Origin of the sequence: Litoribacter populi, assembly GCF_007483685.1 — a bacterium.
GTDB lineage: Bacteria > Bacteroidota > Bacteroidia > Cytophagales > Cyclobacteriaceae > Litoribacter > Litoribacter populi.
In genome coordinates this window covers 124069-140021 of record NZ_VMKN01000001.1, presented here as the reverse complement: position 1 = coordinate 140021, position 15953 = coordinate 124069, and the positions used below count along the sequence as shown (strand labels likewise).

Genomic DNA, 15953 nt, shown 5'->3' with positions numbered 1-15953 from the left:
GACAAAACCATTCAATTTTCATATCCCTTTGCAATAAATCGGCTGAAAAATTGACATGGATAGCCTCAAACCCTCTAAACATCAGCGGCTAACCAATTCTTTTTTTCACCTCCCTGCTCAGGGTTTCAGGTCTGATGTCCAGAAATCTCGAGAGGTCCTTCCCTTTCATGTGGGTGATGAGTTGCGGATAATAGTTTTCCAGGTAGGTGAGTTTATCAGTCAGGGACAGGGACATCAGATCATCCAGCATCACCTCCATCTCGGCTTCCTGGTCTCTTAGGCTATTAATTAGGATTTCGGCATCTAGCCCGTACAATTGCAGCCGGGTGAGTACCTGTTGATAATCAAAGCTGGAAATAATGGAAACGTCAGCTGCCTCCCAATTGCACACCGTCGATTGCACCAGCCCATCGGCATGCACCATTTCCCCGGGGAATATCACGCGGGTAATGTCAAGTATAGGATCATGTGACCCCAGGAGCTGGCCGGAATGCAAGAATAGTAAGCGCCCCGAAGGATCCAGGCTCCCCTCAGCAGGGGTAAGCATCAGCTCCTCGCTTTCGGCCAGGAGGCTTGGAGCCAGTTCAGGGTGCACCATCCCCAAGCGGTTGAGGTAATGCTGGAGCTGCACCTTTTTCTTATAGCGCTTCATGTACGGGGTTTTTGAATCAAATTTACTGTTCATAGATTTTTAAAAACGATAAGCCCAAAAAAATTTAGCCCTAAAGTGAAATTCAGGGCAAAAGGAGCCAAATTTCACGTTTTCAGTTATTTTTTTTGCCTAATTTCTTGACATCGGATTGCTAACTCCCCCAAAACCGAATGCCAAATTTTTGGGTCTTGACCAACACAATTCACCTTATTAACTTTATGATCATCAATCTCTAACAGAACTGATTATGAAACATTGGCAAAACATAGGGTTGGAAATTTTGCTACTGGTGCTGGTCATCCTGTATACCTATACGGGAGTGGCCAAATTGGTGGACTTCGGCGGTTTCCGGAGCAGCATGCTCAACCAGCCCTTTCCCACCGAGTGGGCGGAAGTCTTTGCCCTGGCGGTGCCTGTGGGCGAACTGGCCCTGGTGGCCCTGCTGCTGTGGCCATCCACCAGGCTTGCAGGCATGGTAGGATCCCTGATCCTCATGACAGCCTTCACCACCTATGTAGCCCTGATCTATATCGGCGCCTTCCCCCGTGTGCCCTGCGGCTGCGCAGGCATCTTTGACTCCATGAGCTGGGGAGCGCATTTGGTAGTAAACCTGGTCTTTGTAGCAATCAGTGCTGTAGGAATCTACCTCTCCACCACAATGCCTGCTGTAGTAAATCAGGAAGTGGGGACAAGTTGATAGGTTTAATTTCCGCATTGCGGAAGGTGAATGGATTAACGTAAAACAATTACAATAAACATTCTGCCTCTTCCAGGGTGAGGATTGGAAGCTCACCAAATCAGGTGGAATATAGGGATCGGTCCGATTCCTTAAAAGAGACCAGGCCACGCGCAGCCAAAGCTCTTACGGACCAAGCGCATGCATGCATTAAATCAATAAGTCAACACAACGGTAGCACAACTACTGTTACAACATTTTAAAACGATGAAACCACTATTTAAATCGCTCCCAGCCCTGGGATTGGCGCTGGCAGCAACTATGGCATTTGCGTTTAACATGCCATCAAAAACGAATCAGGTCAAATTCGCCGACCATCCTACCTTAGGTCCAATAAATGTTACAAACTGGACACTTGGAGAGGATTATGAATGTGATTCTGGAGACCAATGCACCTATGACGAAAACGGAATGACAGTGGAGCAAGGAGCTTTCATACCATTGCGTGAGTAGTAAGGGAAATAAGGTGATGGAAAAATTCCATCACCTTTATTACTTACCTGGGATTCTGCTCCATATTATTTAAAATCACCTCCTCCATAGGTAAGGGAAATACATATCGGGGGTCATCCGGCAATAATTCATATTCTACCCCATCAACAATCCTTCTCAATACCCTGCCATAAATGCCCTCCCTGTTCAACCGCTTCAAATCCAACCAATTTACCCCCCGGTGGATCAGTGACTTCCTTCGCTCGGCAACCACCAAAGACATGGGGTCATCTATGGATTCAGTGGTATAGGATTCAAACGTCCCCGCCATATATCGATGATCGAGCAACTCATTTAATGCCTCGATCCCCTCTTCCACCTGCCCCAACCGAATAGAAGCCTCTGCATAATTTAGATACATCTCATCCAGGGCAATTCCCCCAAACCATCTAAACATTCCCGAATACTGCCCCCTGAAACTTTTACCTGTTGGTCTATCGATAAAATACAAGCTCTTTCTCAGATCACCGTCTTCGTATTTATTTAGCATGGCGGAATCAACCAATGTAGTAACCCTCGAAAATGTGGCAGAATGAACCAAACTGGCATGAAATACCACCTCACTGTTATACCTTTCAAATGGGTAAAGGATAGAACTATTGAACATATTATAATCCATTAATGAGTAAGGCCCCGTCAATACTGAATCTGCATAAAACCTGCTCATCTCATAATTGCCCATACTATGATAGATCCTGGACAGCAACCCGTACACGGCATATTTGGAGGGTCTGGTTTTGATTGCCGAAAAGTCGGGAAGGTCTGAAACCGCATCTTCCAGATCCATTAAAATTTGTTCATAACTTTCCCCAAGCGTACTTCTAACAGGCCTTTCCAGTACATTTTGGCTCAACTTCAAGGGAATGCCCAGCTCCTCTACATCCGCGGGATCATACTGCCCTGCAAATATGGACACAGCATTATAGTGCCCGAGCCCCCTAAAAAATTTTGCACTAGCTACTATTTCCTTAATTTCAGCATTGTCGGGTTCGTTTTCCAAAAACTCCAATGCTTTTTCCAAAACCACATTGGCAAAGTACACAATCTGGTAACACGACCTCCAGTCTCCAGGAAACTCCCCCTCATATATTTCAGGTTGCCAAGTATAGGCATTCCTTTCAACTGCGTTGGTAAGACTGTTATAGGCTTCTATTGGAAAGTAAATGTCATCTGAACTGAATACCCCCAAGGAAGGTACAAAATTCAGCACTTCAGAATTGTCCAGCATCAGGTTAAGGTCATCTATGGAACCGGGAACCACTATGGACTTATCCGGTCTCTCGTCCAAGAAACCCTCACAACCGACTAGCATTCCCGAAAGAAGATGATGATAAAGTATATATGTTTTTTCATGATATTAGATGTTAAATGTTAAGGAGTCAGTGTTAAAAGTTCATGGTAAAAAACCAACCGTTAACCGTGAACTATAAACATATAAATACCCCGCCCGCCGGAACCGTATAACTAAACCTTATGAAGAAAGTACGGCGGAACGGGGATATTTATGACTTGATTCAGAGATCAACCCGTATCCCAAAGGCAATGCTTCTCAGGGGTCGGCTTATTGGAAAGTCCGGGTCCAAAGGATCATCACTGGCTTTCCAAAGGATGCCAAGATTGTTGGCATAGGTATAAACTTCCGCACGTTCAAATGGCAGCCTAGGAAGTTTGCTTTTACGCAACATATAAGAGAACCGAACATCCTGAAGCCTGATATGGTCTCCGCGTTCTACCAGGATTTCTGAAAAACGGTATATGTTATCCCTGCTGATATTCACGGCGGAAGGGATAGAAGGCACATCCGTTATAAGTTCATCCCCGGGTTGCTGCCACCGGTCAGAGAAATCCGAATGGGAAATCCTGCCTGCCAATACTTCATTGTACAATACGGAATTCCGTCTGTAGAAATACCCCAGCCTGTAACTGATGTTGACCGATAGTGAAAAATCCCCAACTGCAAAATCATTTCTCAACGCACCGAATACTGGCGGCCTGGCAGGGCCATGGTATATCATATCCCCAACCTCGGTATTGTTGATAACCCCGAAATAATTGTTGCTGGGTTCACCGTCCAGATATCCCCTGGGGTCTCCCGTAGCAGGATCCAGACCTGCCCAAGGAAGGCTATAAACTGAGTAAAGTGGTCTACCTACCAGGGGATAGGCATTTATTGATCCCATGGCACCGCTGCCATGCATTAAATAATTATTGACCGTGGCCTCAAAGAAATACCCGGTGATTTTTTCCCTTACCAGATTGCCGATCAGGGTCCCTGTCCATTTCAAGCCTTTATCCAATATGAGGGTATTGAACACCATATCAATTCCCTGGCTTCTGGAAGTGGATGTGTTTCCCCTAAACCTGATTACCCCACTGGATGGTGCCATTTCGGTATCACCGATCAAGTCCTCTCCATATTTGTCAAAAAGATCAATACTGCCCCAAAACCGGCCATTTCCATATTCAAAATCAAGTCCCAAATTGGTAACCCGCGTCTTCTCCCATCTTAACATGGGATTGGCCGGATTTTGGATCAAACTATAGGGCAGGCCCGGATTGATTGTACCTGACCCCCCCACAATACTGGAAGAAGTCACCTCCGCTGTCAGTCTTTTATCCACATTGCCGTTATAGCCGAAAGTACTTCTGAGCTTCAAAAAATTGAATTTTTGATTTTGCAGAAAGTCCTCGTTCGATAGCACCCAGCTGCCTCCCACAGACCACAACGGCACTCCCCTCATATTGGCCTCAACCCCAAATAGATTGGATTGATCTTTTCTCATGCTTGCCGAAAGACCGTATCTTTCGTTGTACAGATATGACCCATTGAAATAATAGGAGACAAACCTGTCCGTAAGATCAGTATGGGCTAGACCATGGGGTATCGTGTTAAGCTGGCCGGGATTGTTGTACATCGGAAACCGACTTACATAATCCACTGGGAGACTCATGGCCAAATTGGGGTTATAGCCGTAAAATCGATTGGAATTGCCACGGGTTTCCAGATCCTTGACTTCCCATCCCCCCAGTAAATTGATATCATGTACCTGACCAATTATTTTTCTGTATCGCAGCTGCCCCCGAAGATTATGGCTTTGGGAAAACCTGTTGTTCCGGTTTGATATGGCCCCCAGCGGAATGTGCCGCACCAGTTCCGTCCCCACGGTTTCAGTATATCTATTAATCAGGTTTCTTGTAAAATAACTATCCGCGTCCCAAACCGTACCCGCATCCCTATCATTTTGCCAATACTGATACTGAACCTCCGCATCCAATCCCGCCAGGATATTATAAGAGGTTTGCAGATTTACCCGGATATCCGTGCTTTCCATATGCTCACGCTGCCTCCCCAGATCTTCAAGCGGAATATATTGCCAATCCAACAGCCCCTGGTCTCTGGCCCCATTTACAAATCCCTGCCTATAATCCCGGATTATGGATTGCGGCCTACCCTGATCATCGACTAACCTTGCATAAGGATAAGCTGGATCAATGGACTCAAAGGTTACCTGGGAAGGCCCCTCATTACCCGATGTTCTGAGGTCTCTGACCAGATAAAGGCCCGTTCCCACTTTTAGCCTGCCTTTCATGCCCGTCCAGGTGTTTTGGGCCGAAAGCGTAATCCTGTCTTCATTGTTGTGGGTAAAGCCGGTGGTATTGTTATCATACCCTGCCGAGTAGGCATAGGTACTGGATTTGGTCCCTCCCTGTATATTGGCCGCAATTTGATAGAGATTGCGCGGTCTCAAATAATACCGGGACAAATCATGCCTGACATCCCTGCTTCCCAGCTCACTTCTGATGGCTCCCAACTCTGAGTCGGATATCAGGCCATCCCTGTGCCTTATCATGCTTTCTACATAAGGAGTTAGCGCACGGTTGTCAATGGAGCTCTCCCTGGCATTGTAAAACCCCCTGCCAAACAACAGCTCCTCCACCTCTAGAAATTCCGGGGTGGACATTATTGGATTGTACCACAGGTCATCCTGCTGGGTAGTGGTAAAATTTGTATTGATACTCACGCGAAGGGGCCGCTCCAGTCCTCCCTTTTTCGTCGTGATCACTATTACACCGTTCCCGGCCCTGGCCCCCCAAATCGACGCTGCAGCGGCATCCTTCAGTACCGTCACCGATTCCACATCATTGGGATTGATATTTTCCAGGGGACCGTCATAAGGAAAATTATCGATAATGATCAGTGGCTGTGAATTGGCAAATATGGTATTTCGTCCTCTTATACTAAGTAGGTCCTGAGGGGAACCGGTCCTGTTGAAAACCAATCCCGGGGTGACATCCTCCAGCCGGTCCAATATATTGTTGCCCACCCTTCTATCCACAAGCTCGTTGTCCAGATAGGAAAACGAACCCGTCATTCTTTCCTTTGGCAACTCAAGGTATCCTGTGGAAACCACTTCCACCATCTGGAGCGCATTCTCACTTTCCTGAAGCGCAAATACCAATTCATTTTCGCGGGGAAAATCAACCCTTCTTACCAACTGTTCAAATCCCACGTAATCCACCGTGAGCGTATACGACCCGGCCTCCAGATTCAAAATGAAACTTCCCTCCTCATCACTCACTGCCCCCAAATCCCGGTTTTGGATCCTTATGACCGCCCCGGGCAACCCCTGCCCATTTACGGCATCCACTACCGTACCTCTGAAGGTCCGGTCGCTTCGGGTCTGCCCCATTGCTGTCAGACAACAGAGGCAAACCAAAATTTTAATCAGTAATACTCTTTTCATATCAGTTATTTTAAGGTTAAAGATTTATTGTTGACTGCTTCCATGATGAGCTTTTTCATATCCTCAGGGTCGTAGGATATTTTTCCGGACCGGAAGACACGGCCTTGGGCATCAAGTATCAGGATGAAGGGATATCCCGAGATGGCATTTTTGATAAGAAAGGGGTGTCTCCCCCCATATCCATCCGTATGTAGGTTTACGGCATCACTACTGGTATATTTTCCGGTAGAAAGACTCTTGAGCCAGGTATCCCTGTTTTTGTCCACCGACACGGTCACCACCTCCACATCTGGATTGTCAGCAAATTCCTCTTGTATATGGGAAAGGGTATTCTTGTAGAACCCCAGACAGGAGTTGCAGCCACTTATCCAAAAATCCAACACCACCACTTTCCCCTCAAAATCCTTCCACGTGACAAGGGAACCTTTCTCATCCACAAACTCAAAATCCATCACTGCACCTCCTGCTTTGCGGTTGGCCACAAACGCATCCAGGTCTCTCAATACCCTCTCACTTTCCACATGCATTTTGGCCATTTGGATTTCCTCCTCGGCGGATACTATGGAATTAAAAAACCGGATCAGGCGGCCCCCTATTGCCTTGTCCCGCGCCATGGAGGGAGGGAGGCTGTATAAGGATTTTATTGCTTCTCCGCTTTCGGCTTTGGCGCTGGTCCTGGCCCATTGTACTATCAGATCTATGTATGCGGGAACTACCCCGAGTATGCTTTCCTCCACACCGTAATCCGGCAGGGTCCCATACCGGCTATTGAAATATGAAAGTGCATGACCCCTGATGCCCGAGGGATCCGTTTCGGTATTAAACTGTAGCGCTAGCTCAATCTTGGCCAAAATCCTAAGATCCCGCTCCGCTTTGGCAGCCACTTCCATTGCCTTAAATTCGGAGGCTGAAAAGACCTCCCCAAATCTGGATAATTCCTCGAGCAGCCCCCTGAGTTTTGACTCCTCGATTTTTACCACTTCCCCGATCGGTTCGGTACCCGGGCTAAATATTCTGGACTCACGGTGGGGAACGGCATTCGCATTTTCAAAATTTTTAAGCTGGGCTTCATCGGCATACACCTGCTCCCTATCGGTAATCAGGGATAAGGGATGGTCCAGAATCTGGTTTCCCTTATAGGCCTTCAGATAGGATTGGGCAAAAAGCTTTTTACCTGCCGGCCCTCCAAAATTCAATGTCAGGGAAGGCATATTAATCTTGACATAGGCAGTGTCTCCGGGAGACATAAGATAGTTGTCCATCAGCGTCCTGCCCGGTTGGAAGAAACTGACAAAAATTGGATCCGCCACGGGAGGGGACACCCAGGTAAAATTCCGTGTGTTGGCTGGAACCTGGCCCAGATAGATATTCCCTTTTTCAAGTGCCAGGAGCTCGTTAACTATCCCAGTGCCAACAAAAGCATCATAATAATAGTCCAGATAGGCTTTCACACTTAGCTCTTCAATAGGCCCGAAAGACACTATCTCACCATACACCACCACCGGCGCCCCGCCGACCTTTTCGGCGGAGCTTTGAGGGTGAACGGCAACTTCCTGCCCTACTACTATTTCCACTCTCCCAAAAAGACATACCAGTCCCAGGAAGAAAAAGATCATTCTTTTTTTCATCGTTGATTTATTTAGAAAATTGAAAATTGTACTCGTGAACTTCAGAGGTTCACGGTTAAGAGTTCAAATGTTCACAGCAAATCCAGCAACCTTAACCGTTAACCATAAACCTTAAGCCATAAACCTTAAACCATCACCTACTGTGGCTCCGGCTCCTCTGCCATGGGACTAATCCTCACTTCTACCTTTAGCTTATTCTTCTCCCCCTCCTCCCTCAGTATCACCCCTATCGCCTTGCACAGCAATATCGCCTCCTGCTGTTCCCGGCTCATGGGCTTCGGCTTGGGGTCCGGGACATAAGTATACCTGCTATCCGAATCTACTTTAAGATTCGTCAATGGCCTATCCCCCACCAGCAGCCACAGGATGCCATCAAATAGTTTCTTAATCTGTTTCATAATTGTTGTGGTTTAAAGTTTACTTTTTCCCCTGCGGGGAAAGGTTAAGGTTTATGGTTCACGGTTCACAGTTCACCGCGAACAATTCCCCCTTTGAAGGGGCTAGGGGGATGTCACCGCGCATTCATCCTTTAACCGGCGAAGCCAATAAACGCGCAGCCTGGACATACCTCTCCCCCGAAGAATTGATGCATTCTTTTTTTTTTCAATACCTTCTTGGTTTATGGCTTACTTTTTCCCCTGCGGGGAAAGTTTATGGTTTATGGGTTCACCGTGACCAATTCCCCCTTTGAAGAGCCTGTCCCGATAAGCGAAGCGTTTCGGGAGGGATTAAGGGGGATGTAAAACCTTCCCTTAACACCTCTCAGTGTACCATTTTAGCTTCCCGCTGGGATCCTAATGGTCAAGTCTATGCTTTAAAAACCAAAACCCTTAAACCTTAAACCATAAGCGCGCAGCAAGTAAACGGCGAAGCCAGAACCGGCGAAGCCAAATAAACAGCGAAGCCTCAGTCCGGGCTTTTAATCAAATTTCTTTGAAGTTGCTTCAAGGTTTGATAGAATTTTTGGGAGCATGGGGAAACAGCACAGCAGCAGGCGGCCCATGCAGGAGAGCCGTAGCGCAGATATGAAGGTTTGTATTGTTGCTGTTCCATAATTATTATATAGGAACGCCTCTGCAAAAAATAAAGCCATTGGTGTGGACTCTCTTTCCTGCCTGAAACTGAGGTACGACCAAGCACCGGCGAACAAGCAAGCGAGTAGCCCACGCCAATGGCGTGAGCATTTCTCACTTTCAATCTCGTTCGTATTGGAAAATTGGTCGTTTTCAGTTTCGAGACGTAAAGTGCGAATGCTACAAAAGCTTTTTAAGTAGAATTCGCTAAACTATTAAAGGAATTATAATTTTTCAAATTCCTCATCAATTTAACTCCTGCTAATTTAGATCAAATATTTCAATGTTACAAGAACTAATAACAGATTTTTTTTGATTATCCATGAGCTTAGAGTTATGGCAGCTAAAATGAAACCGAGAGACGTGGATAGAATGAGGAAGTTTAGGGAGCTACTAATTCAGTTTAGAGAGGAAAAAGGCCTCGGACAAAGGGAATTATCTCTGAGATGTGACATACACCATTCTAAAATAAGCGTTCTAGAGACAAAATTGGACTCAAATCTTACTCTGACTACCTTGTTTGAATTAGCTAAAGGACTTGGAATTCATCCAAAAGATCTGATTGACTATGATTTCGATTTTGATAGTAAAAAGTGAGTAATGCCGCTATATTCGGTTATTCACAGTTGAATCCATATTATTTAGGCGGACATGCCCCTTTTTTCAATTTATTATGGAAGCTCACACCTATAGAATCAATTAGCATGGTATATTTGGTAAAGCGTGGTTTCTAGGTATTAATATAGTTTTAATAATGAATTGCGATTTAGTTGTTGACCACCCTCAAATGAGTAATTAGAAGCCCTCGAGAGATCGGGGGCTTTATTGATTTAGGGACTAGAATCTCTATTATTACACACTCCTCTGCAGCTCCATCTCGGGCATCTCGTCATAGGTCCTGCCATTGAGTTCTCTACCAGCTTTCTTCTTATTCTTTCCTCCCCATTGCTTGAAGAAGAATGCCACTCCTGCTCGATCGCATTGCTCTTGGATATCCAATACCCAATCAGCATCCATCGGCCTAGGTTTGTGGCCACTCTCCCCTCCTACTATGACCCAATCGATACCATCAAGATTAAGGTTGGGCAATGGTCCTATCAAGGGCTCACAAGAAAGAAACTTGACCCTTGCACCTGTCTGCCTGAGCAGGTCTATTCTGTCTGTCACCTGCTCATCTTCCACCGATACCCCCATCCAGATATTATGGGTCCACTTCAGTTCTTGGTGATATTGCAGCAGTACATCCGCACGCTTAGTCAGCACCTGAAAGACATGCTGAGGATTTTCGTTCATGACTTTGAAAACCTTTTTGATGAATTCCAAAGGCACATCCACATGGAAAAGGTCACTCATGGAGTTGACGAATACCACTTTGGACTTCTTCCAAGAATAAGGGGTAGCCAAAGCATCGTCGTGGGTGCGGACTTTTTTAAAACCATCTTTATATTTATCCACCCTCATGGCCTGCAGCCGCTTGGACATGACTTCTGCATAGCAGAACTTACATCCAGCGGAATTCTTGGAGCACCCGGTTGTGGGATTCCAAGTCAATTCGGTCCATTCAATGCTTGATTTAGCCATAATTAAAATAATTCATATTGATGCCCATTTGTTCTGGAAGACTAGCCCCTCTAAATTTCTATTTCTAAAAAAAAATCAAAACTTTTCAAACATAACCAAATCAATACAAAGTTTTATATTTTAAATAAAAACAAATAAATAGGTAAATTTAGACACCATATATGTTTATAAATTCAATAAATTATTAAAATCTCAGAATAAAAAACTTTCACTAAACTTCTTGTAAATAAATATTTCTTTAATTGTACAATTTGCAGAATTTTTAACTTATAAATTATCTTATAACTTTGCATAACATCGAATTTTTAAATCAAAAAAATTTAGTCCATATGTTAAATTTCCTAAGATGCTTTCCTGGATTTATCTCTGTCATGTGATTTTTAACCTCTCTTTTCAAAAAGAAAAAAGAAAGGACAAACAAAAGCTTTATCAATACTAATAGCGGTAAAAACCTTTATGTAACCCAGATATTCATCAATGATTCGACAAATGAAAGTCCAAAAATATGAAATCAGTCAATAGCCTTATAGTCAGCGATAAATTAGATATACTTAAGGCCAAATCCCGTGAACGACGGGTTTTAACAGGTGAACGACAAGCTGCCAGCTGTAAAAATATAATCAATCTCAAATCCCAGAAATCCATAGCCTTATTCCTATGTAATATAATCTGCAATAAATTGGATAAGGAATAGGCCGAATTCCGTGAACGACGGGTTTTAACAGGTGAACGACAAGCTGCCAGCTGTAAAAATAGAATCAACCTCAAATCCCACAAATCTATACCTTATTCCTATGTAACATAATCCGCTATTAATTGGATAGCCTTCAGGCAAAATCCCGTGAACGACGGGCTGCCTGCCATAAAAAGTGAAAAAAATCCCATTATACCTTAAGCCATAGCTTTTTTCCTATATAATATTATCGCGAAAAATTGGTTAGGGAACAGGCCGAATCCCGTGACGATTCTTGGTACGCTGTTTAGAAGGTTATCTTCCGATATCCGCTTCGCGGACCGGGAAGGTTTTGAAGTTTAAAGTACACGCCAAACTTAGATCCTTGCGCCCTTGGCGAATTTCTTAGCGCCCTTGGCGTGAAACTGCCGCAATGTAGTCATGCCGCCGCTTTGCAATTTCTAAACCCCTAAATCAGGCCGCAGGCCGAATAATCAAAGTAGCGCAGAGAAGTATGGGGTATGAGAAATTACAATTAAAAATCCGTGGAAATCTGTGCTTTCTGTGGTAAAAACACACCATATCACCACGGACCAGCCTGCGCGGGCATAATAAACTGTAACAAGTGTTAACTATTTTTAGTATATTTAATTCTCATAAGTACAAAATGGTTAGTAAAGGGTTTCCACCTGCTGTGGAGGCTTTTTTTAATTACCCCATCCATAGCTCAAAAAATTGATCTGACGGTACCTATGCGCATCTGAAACTAATGACATAACAGTCCTTAAAAATTATACTTACCTGTGACCAACACAAACCTGATTTCCCTTCCTAACCCACTTATCGACACTGGTTACGACCAAAATGGTGGAGGCCACTAATGAAGACATTCCCCAAGCCAGAGTTAGTGTGAAATCAATCATTCAAAAATCTGTGTCCTAGAGAAAAAATTAGATTCTAGATTAAACCTACTACCTAAGTCCAATTAGGTAGAGGACAGGAGGTTCAACCCAAAGATTCATCAGATTTTGAGGAAAACAAATAATGAGAATGGATATTCTTTTTTCATGCACATGAATAATTTAAATTTATTTGCACCCTCCAGTGAGTAACTCGAGCGATCGGGGGATTTATTGTTTCTATTCGCTTACAAGGTTAAGTAATACATTTTATTAATAATCCGAACATAACAGCTTTCTTACATCCTTCTTTTTTCAGTAACTATCTCCAAATTTATGATTCCTTTAAAACCCTGAACCTCAATTTTTAGGTTCATATAATAGTGGTCAGTGGTTAAATATTTATTCTGTTGTGATTTTTTATAGGATTATCGATCCAAAATCATAAATTTGAAACTAGAACAGAATAATTCATATAATTAGTATTAATAATAAAATGTGCAAAGCCTGCGCCAAGAATTCGTAACTATGGGTAGATCCCTCATTTAACCTGGATGTTAATGGAATTTGAAAGACTTACTGATAAAAATTTTCCTGAGGTAATCCAACTTTGGGAAGACTCGGTCCGCTTTTCTCACGACTTTCTGAAAGAAGAGGACATATCTTTGATGAAACCCTTACTCATAAATACCTTTTTACAATCTCTCAATCTTGTGGGGCTGTATACCGACCGACTTATTGGGTTCTATGGTACCCGCTCTAGCAAACTCGAAATGCTGTATGTTCTTCCTGATTTTATAGGAAAGGGATATGGAAAGGCATTGCTTCAACATGCCAGAGATTTTGAAAAAATTGATGCCGTGGAGGTGAATGAGCAGAACATTTCAGCTTTAGAATTTTATAAACACCAAGGATTTAGAATCGTCAAAAAAGTAGAACAGGACCATTGGGGATTGGGATACCCTCTGGTCCATATGGTTTTTGATTAATTATCGGAATCTTTATGGTTGTCCTTTGGCCATACTTCATGGAGTTTTTCCCCTCCTTTGATTCCAAAATCCAAGGTTCTGATAGGGAATGGAATCATAATGTCATTTTCATCATACTGTTGCTTAATAGCCATTATTGCTTCGCTTCTAGCTTGCAAAAAATCTGGTTGCTTCTTAAATTTTACCCAAAACCTGACCACATAATTTATTGAGCTGTCCCCAAATTCGGTGAAATAAAGGGAGATATCTTCCTCGGAAAGAACATTGGTTACAGACTTTACGGCTTTTAAAGTGACCTCCTTTACTTTTTGCAGGTCATCACCATAAGATACACCACATTCTAAATCTATCCGTCGTTTGCCAAATGTGTTATAGTTTATGATTGTGTTTTCGAAGACTTCTTTATTGGGAATAATGTGAATCTGTCCCTGTAAGGAGCGAATTACTGTGGAGCGAAGATTCAACCTTTGAATGATACCTTTGGAGCCTTCTGATTCAATCAGATCCCCTTCTTCAAATGGTCGCCTGATAGCCATTATGACTCCTGACATAAAATTGGCCATGATATCCTGAAAAGCAAAGCCCAAGGCCAATCCAATAATACCAGCACCAGCTAACAAGGTAGTAACCGTTTTGGTAAGGTCTAGTACTCCCAGGGCTATGAAGCAAGCCACCAAAATGATTGCCACATGAATGGTAGTAGTGATGAGAGATAACAATGACTCATGCTTAGTTACTCGCCGAAGAGCCTTATAAATCAGGTTTTTAGCAATTTTGGCGATTATTACCCCAAGAAAGACCACCAACACTGCCAATACAAAATTCGGGAGCATGGCGATTATTGTGGTTGCCCAGTCTTCCAGTTTGGTAAATATTAAATCTGATGCGTCCTGATATCCATTTGCAAAAAATTGATTTGGTCTCTAATTCAACAAATCAAAAAGGTGATTGTTGTCTCTACATACAAAATTCTATTCTAGATGAAGATTTTACTCACCGGAACCACTGGATATATAGGGCAGCGTTTGTTGCCAGCTTTACTTGCTGATGGGCATGAAGTAGCCTGTTGTACACGAGATAAACAGCGGTTTGATGCTAGTAAATACGAGCAGAAAAATCTATCGATAGTTGAGGTTGATTTTCTAAAAGTATCCACGTTGGATGCTGTCCCTGAGGATATAGATGTTGCTTTTTACCTTATTCACAGCATGTCAAGTAAAAAGGGTGATTTTGAATCATTGGAGGAGAAATCAGCCAAGAATTTTGTTTCCGCCATGGAAAGAACTAATGCAAAGCAAGTTATATATCTTGGGGGTATTGTCAACGACAAACAGTTGTCAAAGCACCTCAGATCCAGAAAACTGGTGGAGGATACGCTCGGGAAGGGAAAATTTGCTTTGACAACTTTGAGGGCTGGGATAATCCTTGGTTCGGGGAGCGCATCTTTTGAGATTATTCGGGATTTAGTGGAAAAGCTTCCAGTGATGGTGGCCCCCAAATGGCTCAATACCAAATCGCAGCCCATCGCCATCCGTAACGTGATTCAGTTTTTGAAAGGTGTAGTGGGAATGGAGAAAACTTACAATCGCCATTTTGATATTGGTGGCCCCGAGATTTTAACATATAAGGAAATGCTTGAGCGCTTTGCGAAAGTGAGAAACCTCAAGCGCAAGATTATCACTGTTCCGGTTATGACACCTAAATTGAGCTCATATTGGCTGTATTTTGTCACCTCAGTGTCTTATTCCCTTGCAGTAAATTTGGTAAGCAGCATGAGTGTGGAGGTGATAGTGGAGGAAAATGATTTGGCGGATTGGCTGGAAATTGAGCTATTGACGTATGAAGAGGCCATTCGATTGGCATTTGACAAAATTCAAAATGAGGAAGTGGTGTCCAGCTGGATCGACGCTCAGGCACGAAATGTCTTGGCGGGGGGGATATCGCAGTTATCTCAGGTGCCCACTTATGGGTGTTTCATTGATAAAAGAGAAAAGGAAGTACGTGATGTAAATGATACATTACATAAAATCTGGACAATCGGTGGTGAAACGGGCTGGTATACTTCTGATTGGCTGTGGAGGTTTAGAGGATTTTTGGATAAAATTTTTGGGGGTGTGGGACTTCGGAGAGGTCGTAAGCACAAGTCGGCGATCTTTGCTGGGGATTCGCTTGATTTTTGGAGAGTACTTTATGCCAATAAGGAAGAAAAAAGGCTTTTACTTTATGCTGAGATGAAGCTTCCTGGTGAGGCATGGCTGGAATTTGAAATCAAAGAAAATAAACTCGTTCAAACCGCTACTTTCCGACCATTGGGAGTGGCCGGTAGAGCATATTGGTTCTCGGTTTTACCTTTTCATGGAGTGATTTTTAGGAGAATGCTGAATGAACTGGTAAGGTGATAATTTTCAATTTTCTCACAGGTCTATTTTCAGCTAAATCAAATGGTTATCACACAGCAAGATAATTGATTGGAGAAAGATTAATT

The 15953-nt window shown here is 43.5% G+C and carries 12 protein-coding genes; 5 read left to right on the top strand and 7 right to left on the bottom strand.

All coding sequences use genetic code 11. The features are described 5' to 3' along the window. Window positions 1-88 precede the first annotated feature (88 nt). Complete coding sequence (locus FPL27_RS00640; protein WP_143959246.1) at window positions 89-685, bottom strand: cyclic nucleotide-binding domain-containing protein; 597 nt, start codon at window positions 683-685, stop codon at window positions 89-91. A 214-nt stretch (window positions 686-899) separates the two neighbouring features. On the opposite strand from FPL27_RS00640, the gene FPL27_RS00635 reads away from it, so the two are divergent. Together FPL27_RS00635 and FPL27_RS00630 are read left to right on the top strand one after the other, a co-directional pair. Next, window positions 900-1349 (top strand): MauE/DoxX family redox-associated membrane protein, encoded by a 450-nt coding sequence (locus FPL27_RS00635; protein WP_143959245.1) that lies wholly within the window; start codon window positions 900-902, stop codon window positions 1347-1349. A gap of 246 nt (window positions 1350-1595) precedes the next feature. Continuing rightward, window positions 1596-1841: a hypothetical protein gene (locus FPL27_RS00630; RefSeq protein ID WP_143959244.1), complete on the top strand. Its 246-nt coding sequence runs from the start codon at window positions 1596-1598 to the stop codon at window positions 1839-1841. A 43-nt stretch (window positions 1842-1884) separates the two neighbouring features. Here FPL27_RS00630 and FPL27_RS00625 read toward each other — a convergent pair whose 3' ends face one another. The 4 genes from FPL27_RS00625 to FPL27_RS00610 all read right to left on the bottom strand — a co-directional run bounded on the left by FPL27_RS00625 (window position 1885) and on the right by FPL27_RS00610 (window position 8651). Then, entirely contained in the window at window positions 1885-3192 is a 1308-nt protein-coding gene (locus FPL27_RS00625; RefSeq protein WP_143959243.1) for a RagB/SusD family nutrient uptake outer membrane protein, read from the bottom strand. A 202-nt stretch (window positions 3193-3394) separates the two neighbouring features. Continuing rightward, window positions 3395-6625 carry a SusC/RagA family TonB-linked outer membrane protein gene (locus tag FPL27_RS00620; RefSeq protein ID WP_143959242.1) on the bottom strand — a complete coding sequence of 1077 codons (3231 nt, stop codon included), beginning with the start codon at window positions 6623-6625 and terminating at the stop codon, window positions 3395-3397. Between the two features lie 5 nt (window positions 6626-6630). After that, the gene (locus FPL27_RS00615; protein ID WP_143959241.1) at window positions 6631-8253 is read right to left on the bottom strand and encodes a TlpA family protein disulfide reductase; all 1623 of its coding nucleotides are present in this window, start codon (window positions 8251-8253) and stop codon (window positions 6631-6633) included. 137 nt (window positions 8254-8390) lie between these two features. Continuing rightward, complete coding sequence (locus tag FPL27_RS00610; protein ID WP_143959240.1) at window positions 8391-8651, bottom strand: hypothetical protein; 261 nt, start codon at window positions 8649-8651, stop codon at window positions 8391-8393. A 1011-nt stretch (window positions 8652-9662) separates the two neighbouring features. Here FPL27_RS00610 and FPL27_RS00605 point away from each other — a divergent pair. Continuing rightward, window positions 9663-9923 carry a helix-turn-helix domain-containing protein gene (locus tag FPL27_RS00605; protein ID WP_143959239.1) on the top strand — a complete coding sequence of 87 codons (261 nt, stop codon included), beginning with the start codon at window positions 9663-9665 and terminating at the stop codon, window positions 9921-9923. A gap of 255 nt (window positions 9924-10178) precedes the next feature. Here FPL27_RS00605 and FPL27_RS00600 read toward each other — a convergent pair whose 3' ends face one another. Continuing rightward, the gene (locus FPL27_RS00600) at window positions 10179-10907 is read right to left on the bottom strand and encodes a DUF5131 family protein (RefSeq protein ID WP_143959238.1); all 729 of its coding nucleotides are present in this window, start codon (window positions 10905-10907) and stop codon (window positions 10179-10181) included. 2132 nt (window positions 10908-13039) lie between these two features. Between FPL27_RS00600 and FPL27_RS00595 the strand changes: the two genes are divergently transcribed. After that, window positions 13040-13468, top strand: coding sequence for a GNAT family N-acetyltransferase (locus FPL27_RS00595; protein ID WP_185974256.1), 429 nt, complete (start codon window positions 13040-13042; stop codon window positions 13466-13468). Here the strand turns inward: FPL27_RS00595 and FPL27_RS00590 are convergent. Beyond that, entirely contained in the window at window positions 13465-14331 is an 867-nt protein-coding gene (locus tag FPL27_RS00590) for a mechanosensitive ion channel family protein (protein WP_262712088.1), read from the bottom strand. The genes FPL27_RS00595 and FPL27_RS00590 overlap by 4 nt on opposite strands. Before the next feature lie 117 nt (window positions 14332-14448). Between FPL27_RS00590 and FPL27_RS00585 the strand changes: the two genes are divergently transcribed. Continuing rightward, the gene (locus FPL27_RS00585; protein ID WP_143959235.1) at window positions 14449-15867 is read left to right on the top strand and encodes an SDR family oxidoreductase; all 1419 of its coding nucleotides are present in this window, start codon (window positions 14449-14451) and stop codon (window positions 15865-15867) included. Window positions 15868-15953 lie beyond the last annotated feature (86 nt).

Bases quoted from the DNA above. Each gene is read 5' to 3' on its own strand.
- FPL27_RS00595 (WP_185974256.1), top strand. From the start codon at position 13,040: ATGGAATTTGAAAGACTTACTGATAAAAATTTTCCTGAGGTAATCCAA.
- FPL27_RS00605 (WP_143959239.1), top strand. From the start codon at position 9,663: ATGGCAGCTAAAATGAAACCGAGAGACGTGGATAGAATGAGGAAGTTT.
- FPL27_RS00625 (WP_143959243.1), bottom strand. From the start codon at position 3,192: ATGCTAGTCGGTTGTGAGGGTTTCTTGGACGAGAGACCGGATAAGTCC.
- FPL27_RS00585 (WP_143959235.1), top strand. From the start codon at position 14,449: ATGAAGATTTTACTCACCGGAACCACTGGATATATAGGGCAGCGTTTG.
- FPL27_RS00620 (WP_143959242.1), bottom strand. From the start codon at position 6,625: ATGAAAAGAGTATTACTGATTAAAATTTTGGTTTGCCTCTGTTGTCTG.
- FPL27_RS00610 (WP_143959240.1), bottom strand. From the start codon at position 8,651: ATGAAACAGATTAAGAAACTATTTGATGGCATCCTGTGGCTGCTGGTG.
- FPL27_RS00635 (WP_143959245.1), top strand. From the start codon at position 900: ATGAAACATTGGCAAAACATAGGGTTGGAAATTTTGCTACTGGTGCTG.
- FPL27_RS00630 (WP_143959244.1), top strand. From the start codon at position 1,596: ATGAAACCACTATTTAAATCGCTCCCAGCCCTGGGATTGGCGCTGGCA.
- FPL27_RS00615 (WP_143959241.1), bottom strand. From the start codon at position 8,253: ATGAAAAAAAGAATGATCTTTTTCTTCCTGGGACTGGTATGTCTTTTT.
- FPL27_RS00640 (WP_143959246.1), bottom strand. From the start codon at position 685: ATGAACAGTAAATTTGATTCAAAAACCCCGTACATGAAGCGCTATAAG.
- FPL27_RS00600 (WP_143959238.1), bottom strand. From the start codon at position 10,907: ATGGCTAAATCAAGCATTGAATGGACCGAATTGACTTGGAATCCCACA.